The organism is Bowmanella denitrificans, from assembly GCF_039522935.1.
GTDB classification, from domain to species: domain Bacteria; phylum Pseudomonadota; class Gammaproteobacteria; order Enterobacterales; family Alteromonadaceae; genus Bowmanella; species Bowmanella denitrificans.
The window spans coordinates 33,925-54,249 of the sequence record NZ_BAAAEI010000001.1; the positions used below are offsets into that span (position 1 = coordinate 33,925).

Here is a 20,325-nt window from a genome sequence, read left to right on the forward strand (position 1 = left end):
TTAGTAGCCAAAACGGCTATTGACCCTTTCACTAACAACAATGAGAGCAAACTGATGAAAATGTCCCTACTCAGAAATGTCAGCATGACCATGGGTCTGCTGTTGTCCGGTTTATTCAGTGCCAATGCAGCAATTATTACGCAAGGATTTGGTACCGCCCCTCATGGTTCAGATCTACTGCAAATTACAGTGAACACCCGGGGCGCCAGCTTACTGGCAAACGGTTTCTATGACTTGCAACGAGCCGATCTGCTGAGCCTGACTTATATGGACGCTCAAGCACAGGCGCCCACTGGCTTTAGTGATTTCTTCTTTATCGGCTCGGCAGACAGTGCCAACCTTAATGCGGGCCTGGACTTCTTCGACTTTGATGCCGACTTTATGGTCGGCGGTGCATTGTTTGCCGTACAAGGCGTTTTTGACTTGTTGGGTGGTTTTACCGAACTGACCATTTACGATGAAAATAATCAGTTCGTTGATTTCATCGACAATCTGTCAATTGGCACCGCCAATGTTGTATCCGAGCCAGGTACTCTGGCTATCTTCAGTATGATATTGGTTGGACTTGCCTTACGTCGCCGCCAGCACACTTAAGATTATCGGGTCGGATAACATTGGGGCTGCACTTGAACATCACTGATATTCAAAGAACAGCCCCTCATCCAGCTCCCCTGTCATATATTGAGCGCTATAGCTTCTTCAGTGCCACAGCATTAATACAGTAGCGCAGGCCACTAGGCGGTGGTCCATCTGGGAAGACATGACCAAGATGGGCATCGCAGACATTGCATAAGGTTTCGATACGTCGCATACCGTGAGATTCATCCATCACATAGGCAATGGAATCGATATTGGCGGGTTGGGTAAAAGATGGCCAGCCGCTGTGGCTGTCAAACTTATGCTCGGCATCAAACAGCAAGGTGTCGCAGCAGGCGCAGGTATAACAGCCCGGCTCAAATCTGGCGCACATTTCGGAGCTGAAAGGGCGCTCGGTACCATGCTGACGGGTCACCCGGTAAACCTCTTCGTCCAGGCATTCCTGCCACTCTTGCTCGGTTTTTACGACTTTACGCGGTGGCTTTGGGTTGCCCTGGTTTGCAAAATTGATAACATCAGCCCAGTTCAACATAACGACTCTCCAAGCGATCAGATGGATTCATGGTATCCCACTCAAGCACAATGTTCAGGCATTGTCTCGCTAACTTGGTCCAATAGATAAAGAATAGACTGATAGGGAATGCCCGCATGCTGGCTGAGACCTATTTCACAACTGCGACTGTTAGACACGCCCATATGACAGCCTTGCGGTACTTGCTGTTGCAGGTTTTTCAGGGCACTGGCATTTAATTCCGGGGTGTAAAAGCCCTTGTCACCGGCAAAGCCACAGCACTGAATATCGTTGGGGATCACCACTTGTTCGGCGCAGGCCCTGGCTAACGCCACCAATTGCTGTTCGGCCTGCAATCGCTTACTGGAACAGGTGACATGTAACATCACCGGGCCTGGTATTTTTGATACTTTTAACTTTGGCAGTACATACTGATACACAAACTGCGCGGTCTCCTGCACCTGCAATCCTTCCTGACTAAATTGCAGCGCACAAGGAGAAGCATCCACCAGAATAGGCAGTTGCTGCTCCCGGGCCAGCTTCAGCAGGGCCTCTTTACTTTGCTGGCGTTTTTGCCCGGCCAGTTGTTTTAGCCCTTTACTGTCCCAGGGCATACCGCAGCACAGCTCATCTACATTATCCGGCACCAGCAAACGAAAGCCGGCCTTAGTGAGTACACTGGTCATCACTTGGGACAGTGGACGGCGGTCCTGGGCCTTAGCGTCTGCATCAAACATACGGTTGGCACAGGTTGGAAAATACACCACGCTTTTCCCGTGCTGATTATCCGGCAGCGCAACTTTTTTTGCCCCTGCTGGCCAGGCCGGATACCATTTGGGAATGGCGCCCTGACTGATTCGATACAGGCCTTTAAACAGCCTCTGCGTGGCGCCGTCTCCCAACAGATTGCTGGTGACTTTAACCGAATTCAGGGCGAAGCGTGCTATCAGGCCGGTAGCCGCAAAGTGTTTTGCCGCCATACCGGCCAGCCAACTACCCTGCGCGGACTGGCCGCGCAGTTGTTTGATAAATTCGCCAGTGTTAATGCCTACCGGGCAGCGCTTGGCACAGAGTCCTGTCGCCGCGCAGGTGTCCACCCCAAGATATTGGTATGCCTGATTGATCTGTGCCAACTCAGAGTCAGAAAAACCATTATCTTCATCCTCTCGTAGCCGATGCAACGCAATGCGCTGACGCGGTGTCAGGCTAAGGTCCTTAGATGGGCAAACCGCTTCACAAAAGCCACATTCAATACATTTATCCAGTTGTGGGTCCACCGCTGGAATGGGTTTAAGATTCTTCACATGGGCCTTGGCATCCGCATTAATAATCACACCAGGGTTGAGTATGCCGCGGGGATCGAACAGTTGCTTAATCTTCACCATCAGTTGATACGCTTCGTTCCCCCACTCCAGGCGGACAAAAGGTGCCATATTGCGGCCGGTGCCATGCTCGGCTTTTAACGAGCCGCCGTATTCCACTGCCACCAACTCACCCACCGCCTGCATAAAGTCATCGTAACGCTGGATTTCCTGGGGCTGGTTAAAGGACTGGGTGAACACAAAGTGCAGGTTGCCTTCCAGGGCATGGCCGAAAATAATCGCCTCGTGATAATCAAAACGGGCAAACAAGGCCTGCAGTTTTTCCACGCCCTCGGCCAGTTTGTCAACAGGAAAGGCCACATCCTCAATGATTACGGTAGTACCGGCCGGGCGCACCGCACCAACCGCCGGAAACGTGCCTTTGCGAATTGCCCAAAGCGCCTGATTACGCCCGGGCTCCTGACTAAAAGGAACCTGGGCAAGCAGTTGGGCCGAAAAATGACCGAGTAGCAGCTCTACCGCCTGCAGATGTGCTTGCAGCTCGTCAGCGTCCGGCCCGGTAACCTCAATCAACAATGCCGCAGCATTGTTATCCAGGCTGTGCATATTGGCGGGCATGGCGGGTTTATCCGCCACACTTTTAAGTGCTCTGGCGTCCATCAATTCCACTGCACTCACAGGGGCATGAGCCAGCTGTTGCACTGCGTTACAGCAATCACGAATATCAGAGAAAACAAACAGACCTGAGGCCCGATACGGCTCATCAGGCACAGTTTGGTAGGTAATATCCGCGATAAAGCCCAAGGTACCCTCGGAGCCAATCATCAGGTGCTTGAGCATATCCAGTGGCTGGTCAAAATCCAGCAGAGCATTAATACCGTACCCTGTGGTGTTTTTCAGGCGGTATTTATGGCGTATTTTTTCACTTAAGGCATTACTGGCCTTGACCTGCCCGGCTAAGCGCTGCAAGCCATCGAGTAAATCCCTGCGCTGTTGACTGAACAATGCCACACTGTCGGCATCAGCAGTATCCACCCGGCTGCCGTCCGCCAGTAACAGATGAATATCCGCCACCGTATGATAGCTGTTGTGCTTGACACCACAGCACATGCCCGAGGCATTGTTGGCGGCAATACCACCAATCTTGCAACTGTCGATAGAGGCCGGGTCCGGGCCAATTTTACGCGCAAAGGGCTTCAGCAATTGATTGGCGCTGGCGCCAATCACGCCGGGTTGCAACCAGATTCGCTGGCCGTTATCCAGCACCCTGGCATTACGCCACTGGTCAGACAAAAGCACCAGAACCGAGTCAGTTACCGCCTGGCCGGATAAACTGGTACCGGCAGCGCGAAATGTCAGGGGCACAAGATGACGGTCGGCACATTCAATCAGCTTTTGCATCTGCTCAACACCGTCCAGACGCACCACCAATTTGGGTATCAGGCGGTAAAAACTGGCATCACCGGCATAAGCTAAGCGTCTGGGCAAATCCGCATAGATGCTGTCTGGCGGCAAAAACTCCCCGACCTGCTGCACAAAGCCCTGAAAATCTGACGGTTGCATTACACCTACCTGAGCCAATTGTTTATTCTCCCAGTTGTGAAAATTATTCTTATTCATTTACTATGTGCTGAATAGCTTATTTTCGTCACCTTTGATGGCCGCTTCATGTCAACATTTATAAAAATTAAAGCCATGCGCGACAACCTGTCCACCAGCGAATTGGCGCTGGCGGACTATATTCTGTCCCAGCCTGAAACCATTCGCGACCTGTCTTCGCAAAAACTGGCCCAGCAAGCCGGGGTCAGCCAGTCCAGCGTGGTGAAGTTCACCCAGAAACTGGGTTACCGAGGATATCCGGATTTTAAATTTGCCATTAACGACAGTCTGCGTACGGCACAGCAGCAGGAAAAGCCCAGGTTACACGGACAAATTTCCCTGGACGACTCCTTCGTCGCCGTAACGGAAAAACTACTTTCCAGCAAAATCGCCGTGCTAACCAACACCAAAGGCGTTAACGAGCTCCCCACCTATGAGCAGGCAGAAGCCATGTTGCAAAAAGCCAATCGCATCCTGATCTGCGGGGTTGGCGGTTCGGCGCTGGTTGGCCGGGATTTTTCTTTTAAGCTGCAAAAACTTGGTATGTCGGCCATGGCCGAGAGCGACAACCATGTACAAATGGCCAACGTAGCCAACTATACCAGCAAGGATCTGCTGTTTGTGATCAGCGAATCCGGCGAAACCCGTGAAGAAGTGGCCGTCACCGAACTGGCCAAAACCAATGGGGTGATGATCATCAGCCTGACCGGCTATGGCAATAACAGCATTGCCAAGCTGGCAGACGTTAAACTCTACACAGTGTCCGACGAAAACTCCGCGCGCTTGTCATCCATTCTGGCCCGCACCGCGCAGGAGTTTGTTATCGACACCTTGTTTATTCTGCTGACACAAGCCTCATCTAAGGGCCGTAAGTTACTGGAAGCGTCTAACCAGGCAATCCGCGAGTTTCGCTCTAAGTCCAAATAACCTGCTCAGGGGTATAGCAAATACCCCTGGCGCTTGCGCTTAAAGGCCTGCAAATCGTCCTGCCAGCTTGCTCTGATCTCTGCTTCGGTTTTACCGTCCGCCAGTGCCAGACGCAGTTTGTCGGTTCCCGCCAGCTTATCCATAAATCCTGGGTTGGTGAAAAACGCTTCACCGGCGCTGGCAAACTGCTGGTGCCAGGCCACCAAATAGCCCAGCTCCAGCCCTTTGGCCTCTACACCGCGCAAGTCCTGTCCCTTGACGGTTACCCCTTCAAATTTGGGGTGCGTCGACGCACCAGGAATGGAACGGGGCTGAAAGCTAAAAGGCTTGGCATCCTCAACAAAATGCTGATCGTGCCCTATTACCTGGAAAGGAAAGTCAGTACCCCGGCCAATACTCACCGGCGTCGGCTCGAAAAAACCCAGTGACGGATAATGTCGGATAGCCACATGATTGGGCAGATTAGGACTGGGTTTCACCGGCAAGTGATAAGGCATGTCATGACGATAGTTTTGCACCGGGATCACGCTCAGATTGAGGGGTTTATCGGTTTCCAGCCAGCCTTCCCCGACAATCATCTTTGCCAGCTCTCCCACGGTCATGCCATGCACCAGGGGGATCTCATGCATACCCACAAAAGAGCGAAAAGCCGGCTCCAATACCGGGCCGTCCACATAGTCGCCATTGGGGTTGGGTCTGTCCAGCACCATAAAAGCAATACCCGCCTCGGCGGCCGCTTCCATCATATAATGCATGGAACTGATATAGGTGTAGTAGCGTACTCCCACATCCTGAATATCAAACAGAATAATGTCCAGATCGGCCATGGCCTCTGGCGCGGGCTTACGGGTTTTACCGTAAATGGAATACAGCTCTATACCGGTTTTTGCATCCACCGTTGAATCCACCTTGGCACCGGCATCATGATCACCGCGAAAGCCGTGCTCGGGGGCAAAAATGCGTTGTACCTTCACCCCTCTGGCCAGCAGAAAATCCACCAGATGCTGCTGACCGGCAATGGAAGTTTGGTTAACCACCAGGCCAACCCGCTTTCCTGCCAGTTGCGGCAGATACAAAGCTTCACGTTCGGCGCCAACCTGGATGTCATCAGCGGTTGGCGAATGCGTGGAACAGGCCAGCAGGTTCAGCGCCATCACTAGGCCAAGCAACAGGCGCCACATTATTGCGTCTCCCGGGCCTGTTCTACGGCTTTACGCAAGAACCCCTGTTGTTGTTCCAGCAGCGCTTGTCCGGCCTGCATATCCAGTCCGGTGAGTACGTGCAAAATGGCCAGCTTGGCTTTAAAACCGGTTTTGGCCAATGCATCGCGGGCGGTTTGATGGTCACAGTCGGTAGCCTGCATCACAATACGGATAGCCCGGGCATACAGTTTCTGGTTGCTGGCATTCACGTCCACCATCAGGTTTTCATAGCTCTTGCCACTACGGATCATGGCCGCGGTGGTCAGCATATTCAGCACCATTTTTTGCGCCGAGCCTGATTTCATGCGGGTGGAACCGGTCAGGGCCTCAGGGCCGACCACGGCGCAGATACCGATATCGGCTTCCAGTGTCACGGGGGAGTCAGGATTACAGGTCACGCTGACAGCGGGTGTGCCCAGCGATTTAGCATACTGCAGTGCAGATATCACATAAGGTGTGCGGCCGCTGGCGGCGATACCAACCAATACATCGTCGGCACTGAGGTTGATCTTTTTCAAGTCAGTGATGGCCAGTTCAGGATCATCTTCTGCCCCTTCCACCGCTTTATACATAGCACCTGCGCCACCAGCAATAATGCCGATAACCTGCTGATCCGTCACACTAAAGGTAGGTGGACATTCCACTGCATCCAATACCCCAAGACGGCCACTGGTACCGGCACCGATATACACCAGACGCCCGCCCCTGGCGAATGCAGCAACAATTTTGTCCACCGCCTGAGCAATTAGCGGAATGGCTTGCCTGACCGCCAATGCTACTTTTTGATCTTCCAGATTGATTCTGTCCAGAATCTGCTCTGTGCTCAGCAGGTCGATATCATAGGTGTGCGGATTGCGTCCTTCAGACACCATCTGGTCCAGTTGCTTCAGCAATACGGATTCGCTTTTCAGCTTGTCTTGGTTCGATGCCATTTATTTGGCTTCCTCATCGTTCAGAAAATCTTTTGCCAACTGGCGCGCTAACAGGCAGGCGCCATCCAAAGCGCTACCGCGAGCGGCCATCAAATTCAGTTCAGTTTCATTTGCAAGGTCAGTCAGGGTCGGCTGAGCCAAACCACCAATGACAATCAGGGGGATATCGGGGCCATACTGCCTGCACGCCATTATCAGCTTACGTACTTCCTGCAGGTGGCCTGCATATAATCTGCCAGCCAGCGGGCAGCAATCCTTAAGGGCCAGTATTTGAGGTACTAAGGCGGCAAAACGGGTGGGATTAGCCGCGGCCAGCCAAGCAAGAATCTCTGCTCTTTGTGTGCCCAGCACAGACATTAAATAAAAGCCAAGTTGACTTGGGCTTTGCTGCAGATCCAGTTCCCACAGCAACTGACTGACGGCATTAACGCCTAGCCGGGCACCACTGCCTTCATCACCGACCAGCAGGCCCCATCCTCCCACCATGGTTTCCCGGCCGGTGTTATCCAGCACCATGGCTACCGAGCCTGTCCCCAGTGCCACCACTGCCGCAGGCTGCCCAAGGTTAGCACCATAGGCAGAGGTTTTGGCGTCACTCACAATGTCGGCTTTGCCAAATGCTCGCTCCAGTAATTCCAGCGCCTGATAACGTAAATGTCGGTTACCGGCCCCTGCCAGTCCGGCCAGAGCCCACATTTGCTGCATGTCACAACCAGCCTGGCCAGCCAGTTGCCTGGCTAATTGCAAAATTTGCGCAACGGCCGATTCTACGCCCAGAGACAAGGACGAGGCATCGCCCCTGGCTTCCCATTGTTGTCCGCTGGGCAAATGTTCGAGTCTGGCCAGGGTCTTACTGCCGCCGCCATCCACGCCCAGAATGTATTGAACCTGCTTCATCAGCTTGCCAGCACCTTGTTGCTTCTACCCGACCAGCACACCACAAAAGCGATCGCGGTGCCGATACACAGCTGCCAGGTGAAGCCCAGGTTAAATTGCCAGTCCTCGGGCAGCAGCAAACTCTGGATATAAGGCTGCATCGCCAGGGTGACCACAAAGCCGGTGATAAGCGCCGCCAATACCGACGCAGAGCTGCCGCCTTGGGTAAACAAGGTGGTAAAATACACCCCCAGCAAACCACTGTAGGAAAACACCATCACCGACAAAGCAAAGGCCAGTAGCGGCATATCGGAATACTGCTGCCAGTAGTAACAAAGAATCGCCATCGCGGATAACGCCACGGCAGCGACCACCATACCCATTTGCCCCGCCCAGACGTAATGGGCTTCTTCTTGATTACCGCGTTTTTCCATCATGGGGCGGTATAAGTCCTGCACCAGCACAGACGACATCGCATTAAGACCAGAATTGAGGGTGGATAACGCCGCCGCAATCACACCGACCGTAACCAGGCCTCTTACTCCCACGGGAATTTCATTCAACACGTAATACATAAAGATGGTGATCTGCTCACCTTCAAAACTTTGCACTATGGGCTGACCAGCCTCGCTCAGCATTAGATCGGGGCGTTGGTAAAACACATACAGCAACAGACCAATAATAATAAACAGCGCCATTACGGGGATCACCATCACGACCGACCAGATTAGGGCTTTGGCACCTTGTTTGGCATCTTTACAGCTTAGCATCCGTTGGGTCATGTCCTGGTCCAGACCGAAAGCGGCAATATTCAGCAGCACAAACCCGGTAATAGCTGACCACACCGTAAATACCCCGCCTGGGCTGAAATCCAGCCGCCAGTCAAACAGCGTTAGCTTGGATAATTCGCGATCTGCAGGATTCGCCAGCGCATCCAGAATCGTCGGCCAGTCGGCCGGAATGCTCACCGCCAGAAAATAAATCACAAACAGTGCGGCTCCCACATACACGGCGCACTGAATCACGTCACTGACAATCACTGACTTCAAGCCCCCCACAAAAGAGTAAGCCAGTCCGACTATGGTCAGAATCAACACCGCACTGATAACACTGGTGGCCTGAATATCACCAAACAGGATCATAGCCACCGCAATGGCGGCCATATACAATCTGGCCCCGCTGGCAAACACTCTGCCAAACAGGTACATAATACCGGCCTGACGTTTGGCCGACGCACCAAAGCGCTGCTCAAGCAGCTCATATACCGTGGTGACACGCATGGCATAGAAGCGTGGAATTAAAAATACCGCCACTCCAAACGCAGCGACAAAGGCACCAATATTGGTGGCCAGATAGCTGAAATCATTGCGGTAGCCCTGGTCTGGTCCGCCCAGAAAGGTAGCGGCAGACTGTGAGGTGGCCAGCACAGAAATCGCCACCATCCAGATGGGCATTTTATTGCCGCCAAGAAAATAATCTGCGGTAGTGGTGGCTTTTTGCCTGCTGTAGTACCAGCCGGTAACGGCCATCACGACAAAATAGGCGGTAAACACCAGCCAGTCCTGCCAGGCAAATTGGCTATGCATTGGTACCTCGCTTATTCACACTGGTTGCCGATGATGGCATTTCCCATTGATGAAATTTTTTATACTGATATGATTCCATTCTAATGAATAATTAATTCCAAATGCCAGTAAAATTTACCTTTTATCTGCTGTTGCCGTACAGTCTGCTGTCGGCACCGAACTCAGAGCGCCCAATGAATAGGCAATTTGCCACATTACTTATCCATTCGGCGCACTAAGTGATAATGTTCCTACAGGAGAAGTTATGAATCCAATTGGACGTCGCCTGAAACGCGGCAAACTCATCAGTATTTTGGCAACTATTATTACCATGACATCCTGTTCACCCGCTTCACAGCCTGACGGCAAACTCAGTGATACGCAACTGCGCGATGACTTAGCGCAAAAAATCATGATCGATCTGCGCTACTACTGCGCGGATAACACCGAATCCGGCAAATGCCGTACCCCCATGACCGCACTGCCAGACGACCTGGCCGCGCTTATTCGCGATACCGGCATTGGCGGGGTGATTCTGTTTGCCGATAACCTGGTGGATATCCCGCAGATGGTCAGGCTTAACCGCGCTATGCAACACGCGGCCAGCCAGTCCCAGAGCGGCCAGCCGCTGTTTATCAGCCTTGACCAGGAAGGTGGCCGCGTAGCCAGGGTGCCGCGTCATTTGGGCACGGCTTTTTCCGGCAACATGGCTATAGGGGCAACCTACCTTGAACAGGGTGTTGAATACGCCAGAGCCACTGGCACGGTATTAGGCAAAGAGCTTAAAGCCCTGGGTTTCAATGTTAATCATGCCCCTACCGTGGATGTTAACGTTAACCCGAACAACCCGGTGATTAATGTACGTTCATTCGGCGAAGACGCCGAGATGGTCGCCGAGCTGGGTATTGCCCAAATGCAGGCCATGCAAGAACAGGGGGTCATTGGCACCCTGAAACACTTCCCTGGTCATGGCGACACCGCAGTTGACAGTCATACCGGTCTGCCTTTGGTAGAACACGACAGGGAAACCATCGACCATGTAGATTTGCTGCCATTTCGCCGTGCCATCGAACAGGGTCTGGTAGAAACCATTATGACCGCCCACATTCAATACCCGGCGCTGGATGACTCGAAGTTGGCAAGCAAAACCGGTGAGATGATCCTACGCCCGGCCACTCTGTCACGCACCATACTCACAGACTTACTGCGCAACGAGCTTGGCTTTAAAGGCCTGATTGTTACCGATGCCATGGATATGGCCGGTATCTCCCATTTCTTTGAACCCACCCAGGCAGTGATCGAAACCTTTAAGGCCGGTACCGATATGGTGTTGATGCCCATTCGCCTGCATACCCCGGAAGAAATCAAACAACTGCCCAAGCTAATTGATGATTTACTGGCAGCAGTGAAATCCGGTGAATTGTCGGCCGACGAAATCCACCTTTCCGCCGAGCGAATCAGAGCCAGCAAAGCCAAGTACGTGCAAGTCGACAACCAGGATGAAAGTGCCGCTATTGCCAATGCCGAGTCCATTGTCGGTGCCCCGGCTCATAAACAGCTTGAGCAAGCCTTGTCCGACGCTTCTTTAACAAAAGTGCGTGGTAACAATAGCTTGCTCCCCTTGGGCCAGAAGATTCGATCCGTGCACTTAGTGATGCCCGACAGAGGTAAATGCCTGGCGATGCAGCAGGCACTTAGCCGCAACCTGCCAGACCTTATCAGCAGTTGTGCCAGCCTGCAGGGCTTTGACACTGAGATAAACCAACAGGCCATGAGCAAGGCCGATATGTTACTGGTGGCCAGCATCACCCCGGCACAAAGTGCGGTGGAACGCGGCGGTATGGAAGACATGAGCCTGGTCAGGGCTGATGCACTGGACCATCAAAGCCAGCAAGCGCTGATTCCGCAATTGATTCAACAAGCTAAACAAGCGGGTAAGGCCGTGACTTTTGTTAGTTTGCGTGCGCCCTATGAAGTTGAATGGCTGGCACAGGATGCCGATCTGGTTCTGGCTACCTACGCCTACAACAGCCACATACTGCCAGGTACAGAGGATAATCCGCAGGTATATGGCCCGGCTTTTGAGTCGCTGGCGCGTTTCCTGGCCGGAAAAATCCAGGCCAAAGGCCACTTGCCTGTCACAGTGGGTCGGGATTAATCCCGACTTGCTAACTCAGGTCAGCCCAAATACCATCATCATCAGGGAAACTCACTATGCTAAGCCGCTACGCAAACAACATCCTAAACGGGCTGCCAGCTAACCGACTGCTTGCCATTGACGCGTTTCGCGGTTTAACCATAGTGGCCATGATCCTGGTAAACAATCCAGGCAGTTGGAGCCATGTGTACGCTCCCTTGTTACATGCCAAGTGGCATGGCTGGACACCCACGGATCTGATCTTTCCGTTCTTTGTATTTATCGTCGGCTTGTCGATAAAAATTGCCATTGACCGGCAACTGGATGCTGGTCAAGCTCGCTTGCCGATCATTCGCCACGCCATGGCCAGAATGCTGAAGCTGGTATTATTGGGCTGGTTTCTGGCGCTGTTTTTCTACAACTTCCGGGATCCTTCCTTTAGCTGGATAGACGACAAACTGTTGTCCATACGCATCCCCGGCGTACTGCAACGGCTTGGTCTGGTGTATTTTTTTACCGTGCTGATCGTGCTGTACTGGCGCACCACCGGGCGTATTATCTGGGCCTTGTTGCTGGCGCTGGGATACTGGGCCATGCTGGCCTGGGTGCCCTACAGCGACGGCCAGGGCCATCAGTATCAGGGGTTGTATGCATACGGCAATAACCTGGCCTCCTGGGTCGATCATATGGTGTTGGGCGCCGCTCATGTGTATGACAAAAAAGCCACACCGTTTGTAATGGACCCTGAAGGTATCCTGAGCACTTTGCCGGCCATTGCGGGTTGTCTGAGCGGGGTACTGGCCGGTCAGTTTCTGATGAATAACCAGCTGCCATTGCTTCGCCGTATCACTGTTTTGCTTTTGGTCGGTCTTAGCGCCGTAATTGTTAGTGAAGCCTGGCACAGTATTCTGCCCATCAACAAAGCCTTATGGACACCAAGTTTTGTGCTGCTGTCCAGCGGTTATGCCTGCCTGGTGCTTGGCCTGTGTCTTTGGCTTATCGACCACAAAGGAATTAAAGCCTGGACCGCACCTTTTGTGGTATTCGGCGCAAATGCCATTGCCTTTTATATGTTCGCTGCCATCGTGGCCAGACTGCTGCTGATGTTCAGTGTGGGGGAAGCCAGTCTCAAGGGCTGGTTGTACACCACACTGTTCCAGCCGCTATTTGGCAATTACAACGGCTCACTGGCCTTTGCCCTGACCTTTCTGGCGGTTTCCTATGCAATGATGCACTGGATGTACAAAAAGGGCTGGTTCTGGAAGGTGTAGTCGTGACCAGTTTCGACAAGGAACAATATGGAAGCGAATGGTATCAGCCTGCCCAGAGCATTGAAGTTATTTTTTCTGAGTGTCACTGTCATTTCGGTGCTATTGGTTGGCCTGCTGCTGGGCTTCTTCTGGCTGCTCGGCCAGGGTATGTGTGGCAATCACCTTTTTAGTCAGACAATATCACCAGATGGTCGCCATAAAGTGGTGGTTTTTGAGCGAAGCTGCGGCGCGACAACAGGCTTTTCAACCCATGTTTCCGTGTTGAATTGGGATGACCATCTGCCCAATGAAAAAGGCAATATTCTAATACTTGATGGTTCCCCAAAGGACGTTGCACCAAACCATGTCTGGCAGAATAACAATACTGTTGTTATTCAAGCTGCACCTGACGACGGCAAGCTTGTTACGGATCAGCTTTATAGAGGCTCGGCACTCATTTATATCAAGTTTGCGCAGTAATTTTCTGTTAATACAATCCGAGCATATATCGTAAAAATGTTAATACCTAACAAATAACAAACAAAAATAGGTTGAAATATAACCAACCCGTGATAAGTTGAATGGGCTGAACATTGAAGTACTCAGCCATACTACTATTTGATTTATATAAGGAAGTTTATTTATGAAAGCATCCGTAGCGGGGATTTTTGTTGGAATTGGTATTGCAGTTGGTGTAGCCAGCACTGATGCATTGGCTGCCTGCAGCTCGATGGTAACAGCTCCAACAGAAGCTGAGGCCAGGCAAAAGGTGTTTGTAACATTCGCTAGAAGCTGTGGTTACATACCAACCTCTATCACTTGCTGGTACAACAATTTTCCAAACACACAAAATGTTTGGAGTTGCTCTGCATTTGGCTAATTGCTTGCTATCAGAGCTGGGATGTTCCCAGCTCTCGCCACATCTGAAAAAGGATTACGGATGAATCAAGTCAGTAAGAATCTACTCACACTCCCACTATTCATTGCAATAGGATTATTGATCGGTTGGGGCGCAAAATACGCCTGGGACTGGTATCAGCAGCCACCAGCACTGATTGAAACTGACACTAGCGCACATTTTTATAATGTGAAAGAACCTGTGGTTATTTACACAACCCATTGGTGCCCTTACTGTAAGGCACTGAAAGCGCATCTAATCCAGCGCAATATTCCCTTCCATGACAGAGACGTTGAATCTGGTGATGCATCGATCACCGCACTTTACCAATCCATAGGGTATCCTGGCATACCAAAGATTGTGATAGCGAGTAAGGTTATAAATGGCTTTCATCAGTCCATTCTCGACGATGAACTGGAAAAATTATCTTACTAAATGCAGGTCCTGCCTATATGCAACATTCTGGCTGAGTACAATGAGAATAATTCCAACCTAACCAAAGAAGCCCTGAGGGTTCCCTAAATATTGAAATGTGAAGCAAGTCAGTTGGACAGATACCAAGCCAGTGGCATTGCGACTTGTTGAAGTGAGGTCAAAATCCAAACCTATGGCATATCAACCAGCCAGATACAGACAAAAAAAGGGCGGAAGTCCGAGTATTCGTCCATTCCGCCCCGAGAGGGCAAGTTTTGCAGAATCTAGCGACATCCTGCCGCCAGTTCACACAATTCAACAAACAACAACAAGTGAAAGAATAATTAATCATAAAAATATTGCAAGTTTACGAAATATTTTATTCCAAATTAATTCTTTGTGACTGAACCCGGGCAGTTCGTCACAGGCTTGGCAAAAAGCCTTACGTGTCAGACAGATGTTTTAAATTTCACATAACCTCACAACCTAGATATCCTAAATCACATAGCCCATGGCTATATGCTGAGCAAAAACATGCAATAGTCTGTTGGCAGCAATACCGCAGAATTACGTTATATTGCCGCCGTTAGTCCACAATACGTTTAGACGTCTTTGCCAGGAGTTATCTTGACCACAGAGCACAATACGAAACTGAACCCATTGCAGTTGCGGCAATTAATTCGAAACGGCGGACACCGGGGCAATACGTCGGGACTGGCTCCGGGTTATGTGCAATGTAACCTGGCGATATTGCCCGCTGACTATGCCGATGAGTTTTTGCGCTTTTGTCAGTTAAATCCTAAACCCTGCCCGATAATCGCCATGGCGGATCAACCCGGTGCGTATTTACTACCCCAGGTGGGCACAGATGTAGATATTCGCACCGACGTACCGGCTTATGAAATCTTTGAGCATGGTCAACATACACAGCGGGTGCATGACTTAATCTCAGTGTGGCGCGACGATCTGGTGACTTTTATGCTGGGCTGCTCTTTTTCCTTTGAAGAAGCCCTGCTGGCAGACGGACTGGAAGTACGCAATATCTCAGAAAAGGTCAATGTACCGATGTATCGCACTAACATTGCCTGCCAACGTGCCGGCCGTTTTGGCGGCAATATGGTGGTCAGCATGCGCCCGATGAAAGCCGCAGATGCTATTCGTGCTATACAGATTTGCAGTCGTTTCCCCTCCGTACACGGGGCGCCGGTGCATCTTGGCGATCCCAGCCAGATTGGCATAACTGATATTCATCAGCCGGATTTTGGCGATGCAGTTAGTCTTGGCGCAGACGAATTGCCGGTATTCTGGGCTTGTGGTGTGACACCACAATTGGCCATACAACATGCTAAGCCCCCTTTTTGTATTACTCACAGCCCCGGTTGCATGCTGGTCACTGACCTGCTCAACAGCCGGCTGTCTATTCTGTAGGCCAGTTTATGCTACTCAATTGTGATTTAGGCGAAAGTTTCGGAAACTGGAAAATGGGCCTGGACGATGAGGTCATGCCCTATATCGACCAGGCTAATATTGCCTGCGGCTTCCACGCTGGCGATCCAGACGTGATGCAACGCACCTTGTTACAGGCTAAAAAACATGGCGTACAGATCGGTGCGCATCCAGCCTATCGCGATCTGCAAGGCTTCGGTCGCCGTTCTATGTCATTGCATCGTCAGGAAATAATCAATCTACTGCATTATCAGGTAGGTGCACTGGCCGCCATGGCCGAGGTACAGGGTATGCGCCTCAGCTATGTCAAGCCGCATGGCGCTTTGTATAACGATATGATGGCAAAGACCGAGGTATTTGACGCCGTTAACGAAGCTATGGCCACCTTTTCACAACCACTGAAACTGATGCTGCTGGCCACTCAGGATGCGCAGAAATTTCAGGCGGCAGCGAAGGTTGAACTGTTGTTTGAAGCCTTTGCCGACCGGCGTTTTCAGGATAACGGCCAGCTCACCCCGCGCAGTCACCCCGACGCCGTGCTGGACGGCGAGCAAACCCTGCAACAAGTGAAGCTACTGGTAGAAGAAGGTGTGGTGATCACCCAAAGCGGTAAGAAACTGGCCCTGCACGCTGATACACTCTGCGTGCATGGTGACAATGCCCATGCCGTAGCGATGGTCAGACAGATCCGGGACATCTTGCCACAATGAGTCAATATCCCCGCATCGAAGCAGCCAGTGAAAATAGTCTGATTCTGTATCTGGGCGCGCAAACAGGGCCCCAAACAGCACAGCGGATTGCTTCATTGTTACCACTGCTGCAAAACGGCTTTGCAGAGCATCTGATTGATCTGACCCCGTCCTATCATTCCATTTTAATTCAGTACGACTGCTATACGTTGGATCATTTCCAGGCCATGGCCATACTGAACGCCGTGCTGGCCATGCCAGAATCAGCAACTAAACAGGCTGGTAAAGCTGTGGAGCTGCCGGTTTACTACAGCGAGCAAAGTGGACCAGATCTAGCCAAGCTGGCTAAGCAGGCCGGGTTGTCGGTACAGGATGTGATAAGGCTGCACCAGGATGCCGAATACCGGGTGTATGCCATTGGCTTTGCCCCCGGCTTTGCCTACCTGGGCGAGGTGGACAAACGCATTGCCGCACCACGCCTGGCCACTCCTCGTAAGCGCGTACCCAAAGGTGCAGTCGCCATAGCGGATCGTCAGACAGCGGTATATCCGGCAGCTTCTCCCGGTGGATGGAATCTGATAGGCCTTTGCCCCACCCCCATGTTTAATCCAACCCACCCCCCTTATATGCCGGTTGAGGTAGGCGACAGGGTGCGCTTTAGGGCGGTGGATAAACATGAGTATATTGCCCTGGGTGGTGATATCGCTCTGCTGACAGGAGAGTGCAACTGATGTTCACCGTACTGAAAGCGGGCCTGATGGCATTACTGACCGATGCCGGTCGTTTTGGTCAGGCTAAGCTGGGACTCACCCAAGGCGGTCCGATGGACCCTTTCGCGTTTGAATTGGCCAATTATCTGGTGGGTAATCAAAGTGATAGCACCGCACTGGAGATGACCTTAGGCGGTTTGCATCTGAAAACCGACCTGACCACCTGGGTTTGTGTGAGTGGCGCGCCCTTAAACTGGCGCATCGATGACGTTCAACAGCCCATGTGGCAAAGCGTGCAGGTCAGGGCCGGACAAACGATTGAACTGGACGTGCCAGAAACCGGACTGCGCAGCTATCTGGCGGTTGCCGGTGGCTTTGCCATTGCGCCCAGCTTTGGCAGCACCACCACGGTGCTAAGAGAGGGGATCGGCGGGCTGGATGGTAACAAGCTCAAAGTGGGTGACCAACTTTGTGTCGGGCCTGTAAAAGCTGCCCTGCGCAAGCAGGCGCTACCCGAAACAGCGATTCCACAGTATCAACAGGAACTGGTATTGCGTTTGATTCCGGCCTATCAATACCAGGAATTTTCCGCCGCCAGTCGCGCTTTGTTTTTTACCAGTACCTATGAAGTCAGCCATCAGGCCGATCGTATGGGCTATCGATTGCAGGGGCAGAAAGTGCCAAGCCAGACTACCAGCATGTTGTCTGAAGGTATTGCTTTGGGCGCCGTGCAGATACCCGCAGATGGTCAGCCTATTGTGCTGCTGAATGACCGGCAAACCATCGGCGGCTACCCTAAAATCGGCTCGGTTTTGTCACTGGACTGCGCCAAATTAGCGCAGTGCAGGCCCGGCGGCAAAATCAGTTTCGAGCCAATCAGTATGGAGCAAGCACATAATCTGATGTTGCTGAGCAGAAGCCGCAAGCAAAGTTTACTGGCCAGGCTGGACAGTATCCATGGTTGATGCCCTGCTCCCCCTTAGCCGCCGCATTGAAGATCTGCTGGTTAGCCGCAACATCCGTGGCATGCAGCATCTGCAGGCAGCACTGCGACCAGGCTATTTACTTCGCGCTGCCATGCTGCTGGACAAACACCCTGGTACTATTTTGATTGGTACCGGTTTTCCGGTTACTCATACCTTTGAAACAGACGGCCCGGTGGGTGCGATTGCTTTGTATAACGCCTTGTCCGAGTTGTCTTATCAACCTGTGCTGGTCTGTGGTGAGCCGTTGTACAGCGCCCTGAATACAGATTTTCGTTGTATTCGCATTCGTGACAACGACCTAGCCCAGGCCAGACTGGAAACCCGGCAGGTCTTGGACAGCTATCGCCCCAGTCTGGTGCTCTGCATAGAGCGACCGGGACTCAGTGCTGATGGCCGTTACTACAATATGCGTAAAGAAGACATCAGCGACCGTTGCGCCTGTTTTGATTACTTCCTCACCGATGCGGCCTGCCCAAGCATTGCCATTGGCGACGGCGGCAATGAAATTGGCATGGGTAAAGTGTTACACGCCATGGACCCGTTGAATATCATCCCCAGTGTCACTGACTGCGATGAGTTAATCGTTGCCGATGTGTCTAATTGGGCCGCCTATGGCATTCTGGCTATGCTGGGAACCTTGCGGGGTTTGGATTTATTAGCATCCATTGACCCACAACAAATACTCAGCTTTCTGTCCAGCCGGGGCAGTGTTGACGGTGTAACCCGCCAGAATACCCTGACCGAAGATAGCTTGTGTTTCAGTGCTGGCGTAGAACTGATCCAACAAATCCGCCAGATTCAGTGCCAGGGCTGACTGCCGCTCCGTTACCATTGCAATGGATTGCAGGTTATTCGCGGCCTTTTTTATTCAGACTGTCGCGAATAGCCTTCCAGTTTTCACATCGACACAATAAAATATTCCGCATTCCGCGACGAATAACGAATGAATATTCTTTGCCTGCATGAGGTAAAGTCAACTAAGGAGTGGGGACTTATGGCACTTTCGTTGGAACAACTGGAAGCCTTTCTGGCCGCAGTCGAAACCGGCAGCTTTTCAGCTGCAGCAAGAAAGCTGGGTAAAGCCCAGTCGTCGATCAGTGGCCTGATCAGCAATCTGGAATCGGATACCGGCCTGCCACTATTTGACCGCAGCACCCGTGAACCGCGACTAACCCGCCAGGGTCAAGCCTTAATGGAAGACGTGAAAGCGGTGCTGAAAAGTCATAATCACCTGCGTTACCGGGTCAGCCATCTTACCGACAAAGTCGAGCCTGCCATTGGTATTGCCTACGACAATCTGCTGGTGCATGAAGACAACATCAACAGCCTGATACGCGATTTTGAACGAGCCTTCCCCAGCACCTCTTTAATGCTGCTGCATGCTACGCACCATGGTGCGTATCAATTGCTGGAAGAGCATAAAGTCGATATCGCCATTGGTTTGCGCCAACACAGTTATACCGAACAATATGGTTTCACCAGTATTGGCCAGGTACAGTTTGCCAAGGTGGCCAGCATCAGCCACCCGCTGACCAAGTTAAGCAATCCAACTGAATCGGATTTAGTGCAACACCGCCAGTTAAAAATTACCGATAATCAGTCAGGCACTCGTCATAGTGAAGACCGCACCGGCAATGCCTGGTACTGCAATTCACCAGACAACCTGCTGGCTATGTTGAAGATGGGGTTGGGCTGGGCGGATATTCCTTTGCAATCGGTGGCGTCTGAATTGCAAAATGGCCGCATTGTCAGGCTGAATTGCAATCAGCAGGCGCTGTCTTTCCCGCAGTCACTGGACTTAGTCTGGCGTAAAGAAGGGGAAGCGGGCAAGTGTCAGCAATGGTTGCTGGAGCGGCTCACCTTGCAATATCGTCAATCTGAACCATCGGTTTCGATTCAGTAAGCACGATTGCCGGACAACCGCCCGCCACAACATTGGGCGGAATGTCCCGGGTGACGACGGAATTAGCGGCAATCACCGCATTGTCGCCAATTGTCACACCTTTAAGCACCACCACGTTCATGCCCAGCCACACATCATTGCCGATAGTCACCGGCCGGCTCAGGCCTTTTTCACCATTCGCCCGCTTCATTGCATCCACTGGGTGATGGTCCGAGTCGCAGATAGTCACATTGGCACCGCATAACACCCTGTCCCCCAATCGGATATGCTGGTGACAACTGATTACCGTGCCGCTGAAACCACAGTGCTCGCCAATCTGCAGCTGTGCCCCGGCAAATACCGATAACATACAAGGTTGTTT

19 protein-coding genes and 1 pseudogene are annotated in these 20,325 nt (G+C 51.9%); 13 read left to right on the forward strand and 7 right to left on the reverse strand.

Annotated features, from left to right (window positions below; translation table 11 throughout):
• Positions 1-54 precede the first annotated feature (54 nt).
• A complete protein-coding gene (locus tag ABD028_RS00135) occupies positions 55-594 on the forward strand; it encodes a PEP-CTERM sorting domain-containing protein (RefSeq protein WP_343840203.1) in 540 nt (179 codons plus the stop codon).
• Positions 595-688: 94 nt separating this feature from the next.
• Here ABD028_RS00135 and msrB read toward each other — a convergent pair whose 3' ends face one another.
• Both msrB and ABD028_RS00145 read right to left on the reverse strand, forming a co-directional pair.
• The gene (msrB, locus tag ABD028_RS00140) at positions 689-1,129 is read right to left on the reverse strand and encodes a peptide-methionine (R)-S-oxide reductase MsrB (protein WP_102796322.1); all 441 of its coding nucleotides are present in this window, start codon (positions 1,127-1,129) and stop codon (positions 689-691) included.
• 41 nt (positions 1,130-1,170) lie between these two features.
• A complete protein-coding gene (locus tag ABD028_RS00145; protein ID WP_343840208.1) occupies positions 1,171-4,050 on the reverse strand; it encodes an FAD-binding and (Fe-S)-binding domain-containing protein in 2,880 nt (959 codons plus the stop codon).
• A 48-nt stretch (positions 4,051-4,098) separates the two neighbouring features.
• Between ABD028_RS00145 and ABD028_RS00150 the strand changes: the two genes are divergently transcribed.
• Positions 4,099-4,956 carry a MurR/RpiR family transcriptional regulator gene (locus ABD028_RS00150; protein ID WP_102796323.1) on the forward strand — a complete coding sequence of 286 codons (858 nt, stop codon included), beginning with the start codon at positions 4,099-4,101 and terminating at the stop codon, positions 4,954-4,956.
• 5 nt (positions 4,957-4,961) lie between these two features.
• Here ABD028_RS00150 and ABD028_RS00155 read toward each other — a convergent pair whose 3' ends face one another.
• The 4 genes from ABD028_RS00155 to ABD028_RS00170 are packed head-to-tail and all read right to left on the reverse strand — an operon-like array spanning position 4,962 to position 9,552.
• Complete coding sequence (locus ABD028_RS00155) at positions 4,962-6,110, reverse strand: exo-beta-N-acetylmuramidase NamZ family protein (protein ID WP_343840737.1); 1,149 nt, start codon at positions 6,108-6,110, stop codon at positions 4,962-4,964.
• 26 nt (positions 6,111-6,136) lie between these two features.
• Positions 6,137-7,090 carry an N-acetylmuramic acid 6-phosphate etherase gene (murQ, locus tag ABD028_RS00160; RefSeq protein ID WP_343840213.1) on the reverse strand — a complete coding sequence of 318 codons (954 nt, stop codon included), beginning with the start codon at positions 7,088-7,090 and terminating at the stop codon, positions 6,137-6,139.
• Positions 7,091-7,987: a glucosamine kinase nucleotide-binding domain-containing protein gene (locus ABD028_RS00165; protein WP_343840216.1), complete on the reverse strand. Its 897-nt coding sequence runs from the start codon at positions 7,985-7,987 to the stop codon at positions 7,091-7,093.
• The gene (locus tag ABD028_RS00170; RefSeq protein ID WP_343840219.1) at positions 7,987-9,552 is read right to left on the reverse strand and encodes a sodium:solute symporter; all 1,566 of its coding nucleotides are present in this window, start codon (positions 9,550-9,552) and stop codon (positions 7,987-7,989) included. The genes ABD028_RS00165 and ABD028_RS00170 overlap by 1 nt, the downstream gene beginning before the upstream one ends.
• 244 nt (positions 9,553-9,796) lie before the next feature.
• Here ABD028_RS00170 and ABD028_RS00175 point away from each other — a divergent pair, with 244 nt between their 5' ends.
• The 11 genes from ABD028_RS00175 to ABD028_RS00225 all read left to right on the forward strand — a co-directional run bounded on the left by ABD028_RS00175 (position 9,797) and on the right by ABD028_RS00225 (position 19,964).
• Positions 9,797-11,689 (forward strand): glycoside hydrolase family 3 protein, encoded by a 1,893-nt coding sequence (locus ABD028_RS00175; RefSeq protein WP_343840224.1) that lies wholly within the window; start codon positions 9,797-9,799, stop codon positions 11,687-11,689.
• A gap of 56 nt (positions 11,690-11,745) precedes the next feature.
• Positions 11,746-12,939 (forward strand): acyltransferase family protein, encoded by a 1,194-nt coding sequence (locus tag ABD028_RS00180; protein WP_343840226.1) that lies wholly within the window; start codon positions 11,746-11,748, stop codon positions 12,937-12,939.
• Positions 12,940-12,966: 27 nt separating this feature from the next.
• Positions 12,967-13,398 (forward strand): hypothetical protein, encoded by a 432-nt coding sequence (locus ABD028_RS00185; RefSeq protein ID WP_343840229.1) that lies wholly within the window; start codon positions 12,967-12,969, stop codon positions 13,396-13,398.
• A gap of 163 nt (positions 13,399-13,561) precedes the next feature.
• Entirely contained in the window at positions 13,562-13,798 is a 237-nt protein-coding gene (locus ABD028_RS00190; protein ID WP_343840232.1) for a hypothetical protein, read from the forward strand.
• Positions 13,799-13,858: 60 nt separating this feature from the next.
• On the forward strand, positions 13,859-14,251 hold the full coding sequence (locus ABD028_RS00195; RefSeq protein ID WP_343840234.1) for a glutaredoxin domain-containing protein: 393 nt from the start codon (positions 13,859-13,861) through the stop codon (positions 14,249-14,251).
• 606 nt (positions 14,252-14,857) lie between these two features.
• Positions 14,858-15,658, forward strand: coding sequence for a putative hydro-lyase (locus ABD028_RS00200; RefSeq protein ID WP_343840237.1), 801 nt, complete (start codon positions 14,858-14,860; stop codon positions 15,656-15,658).
• Between the two features lie 8 nt (positions 15,659-15,666).
• Positions 15,667-16,386, forward strand: a complete 720-nt coding sequence (locus ABD028_RS00205; protein ID WP_343840240.1) for a 5-oxoprolinase subunit PxpA — start codon at positions 15,667-15,669, stop codon at positions 16,384-16,386.
• On the forward strand, positions 16,383-17,096 hold the full coding sequence (gene pxpB / locus ABD028_RS00210) for a 5-oxoprolinase subunit PxpB (protein ID WP_343840243.1): 714 nt from the start codon (positions 16,383-16,385) through the stop codon (positions 17,094-17,096). The genes ABD028_RS00205 and pxpB overlap by 4 nt, the downstream gene beginning before the upstream one ends.
• Complete coding sequence (locus ABD028_RS00215) at positions 17,096-18,040, forward strand: 5-oxoprolinase subunit C family protein (protein WP_343840245.1); 945 nt, start codon at positions 17,096-17,098, stop codon at positions 18,038-18,040. The genes pxpB and ABD028_RS00215 overlap by 1 nt, the downstream gene beginning before the upstream one ends.
• Positions 18,033-18,875: a glutamate cyclase domain-containing protein gene (locus tag ABD028_RS00220; protein ID WP_343840248.1), complete on the forward strand. Its 843-nt coding sequence runs from the start codon at positions 18,033-18,035 to the stop codon at positions 18,873-18,875. Before ABD028_RS00215 ends, ABD028_RS00220 begins: the two co-directional genes overlap by 8 nt.
• Before the next feature lie 180 nt (positions 18,876-19,055).
• Entirely contained in the window at positions 19,056-19,964 is a 909-nt protein-coding gene (locus ABD028_RS00225; RefSeq protein WP_343840251.1) for a LysR family transcriptional regulator, read from the forward strand.
• 7 nt (positions 19,965-19,971) lie between these two features.
• Here ABD028_RS00225 and ABD028_RS23220 read toward each other — a convergent pair.
• Positions 19,972-20,109 (reverse strand): annotated as a pseudogene (locus tag ABD028_RS23220) (DapH/DapD/GlmU-related protein); the annotation flags it as partial.
• Positions 20,110-20,325: the final 216 nt, after the last annotated feature.

Coding starts and splice junctions, on each gene's coding strand:
- ABD028_RS00135 (WP_343840203.1), top strand. CDS start 55: ATGAAAATGTCCCTACTCAGAAATGTCAGCATGACCATGGGTCTGCTG.
- msrB (WP_102796322.1), bottom strand. CDS start 1,129: ATGTTGAACTGGGCTGATGTTATCAATTTTGCAAACCAGGGCAACCCA.
- ABD028_RS00145 (WP_343840208.1), bottom strand. CDS start 4,050: ATGAATAAGAATAATTTTCACAACTGGGAGAATAAACAATTGGCTCAG.
- ABD028_RS00150 (WP_102796323.1), top strand. CDS start 4,099: ATGTCAACATTTATAAAAATTAAAGCCATGCGCGACAACCTGTCCACC.
- ABD028_RS00155 (WP_343840737.1), bottom strand. CDS start 6,110: ATGGCGCTGAACCTGCTGGCCTGTTCCACGCATTCGCCAACCGCTGAT.
- murQ (WP_343840213.1), bottom strand. CDS start 7,090: ATGGCATCGAACCAAGACAAGCTGAAAAGCGAATCCGTATTGCTGAAG.
- ABD028_RS00165 (WP_343840216.1), bottom strand. CDS start 7,987: ATGAAGCAGGTTCAATACATTCTGGGCGTGGATGGCGGCGGCAGTAAG.
- ABD028_RS00170 (WP_343840219.1), bottom strand. CDS start 9,552: ATGCATAGCCAATTTGCCTGGCAGGACTGGCTGGTGTTTACCGCCTAT.
- ABD028_RS00175 (WP_343840224.1), top strand. CDS start 9,797: ATGAATCCAATTGGACGTCGCCTGAAACGCGGCAAACTCATCAGTATT.
- ABD028_RS00180 (WP_343840226.1), top strand. CDS start 11,746: ATGCTAAGCCGCTACGCAAACAACATCCTAAACGGGCTGCCAGCTAAC.
- ABD028_RS00185 (WP_343840229.1), top strand. CDS start 12,967: ATGGAAGCGAATGGTATCAGCCTGCCCAGAGCATTGAAGTTATTTTTT.
- ABD028_RS00190 (WP_343840232.1), top strand. CDS start 13,562: ATGAAAGCATCCGTAGCGGGGATTTTTGTTGGAATTGGTATTGCAGTT.
- ABD028_RS00195 (WP_343840234.1), top strand. CDS start 13,859: ATGAATCAAGTCAGTAAGAATCTACTCACACTCCCACTATTCATTGCA.
- ABD028_RS00205 (WP_343840240.1), top strand. CDS start 15,667: ATGCTACTCAATTGTGATTTAGGCGAAAGTTTCGGAAACTGGAAAATG.
- pxpB (WP_343840243.1), top strand. CDS start 16,383: ATGAGTCAATATCCCCGCATCGAAGCAGCCAGTGAAAATAGTCTGATT.
- ABD028_RS00215 (WP_343840245.1), top strand. CDS start 17,096: ATGTTCACCGTACTGAAAGCGGGCCTGATGGCATTACTGACCGATGCC.
- ABD028_RS00220 (WP_343840248.1), top strand. CDS start 18,033: ATGGTTGATGCCCTGCTCCCCCTTAGCCGCCGCATTGAAGATCTGCTG.
- ABD028_RS00225 (WP_343840251.1), top strand. CDS start 19,056: ATGGCACTTTCGTTGGAACAACTGGAAGCCTTTCTGGCCGCAGTCGAA.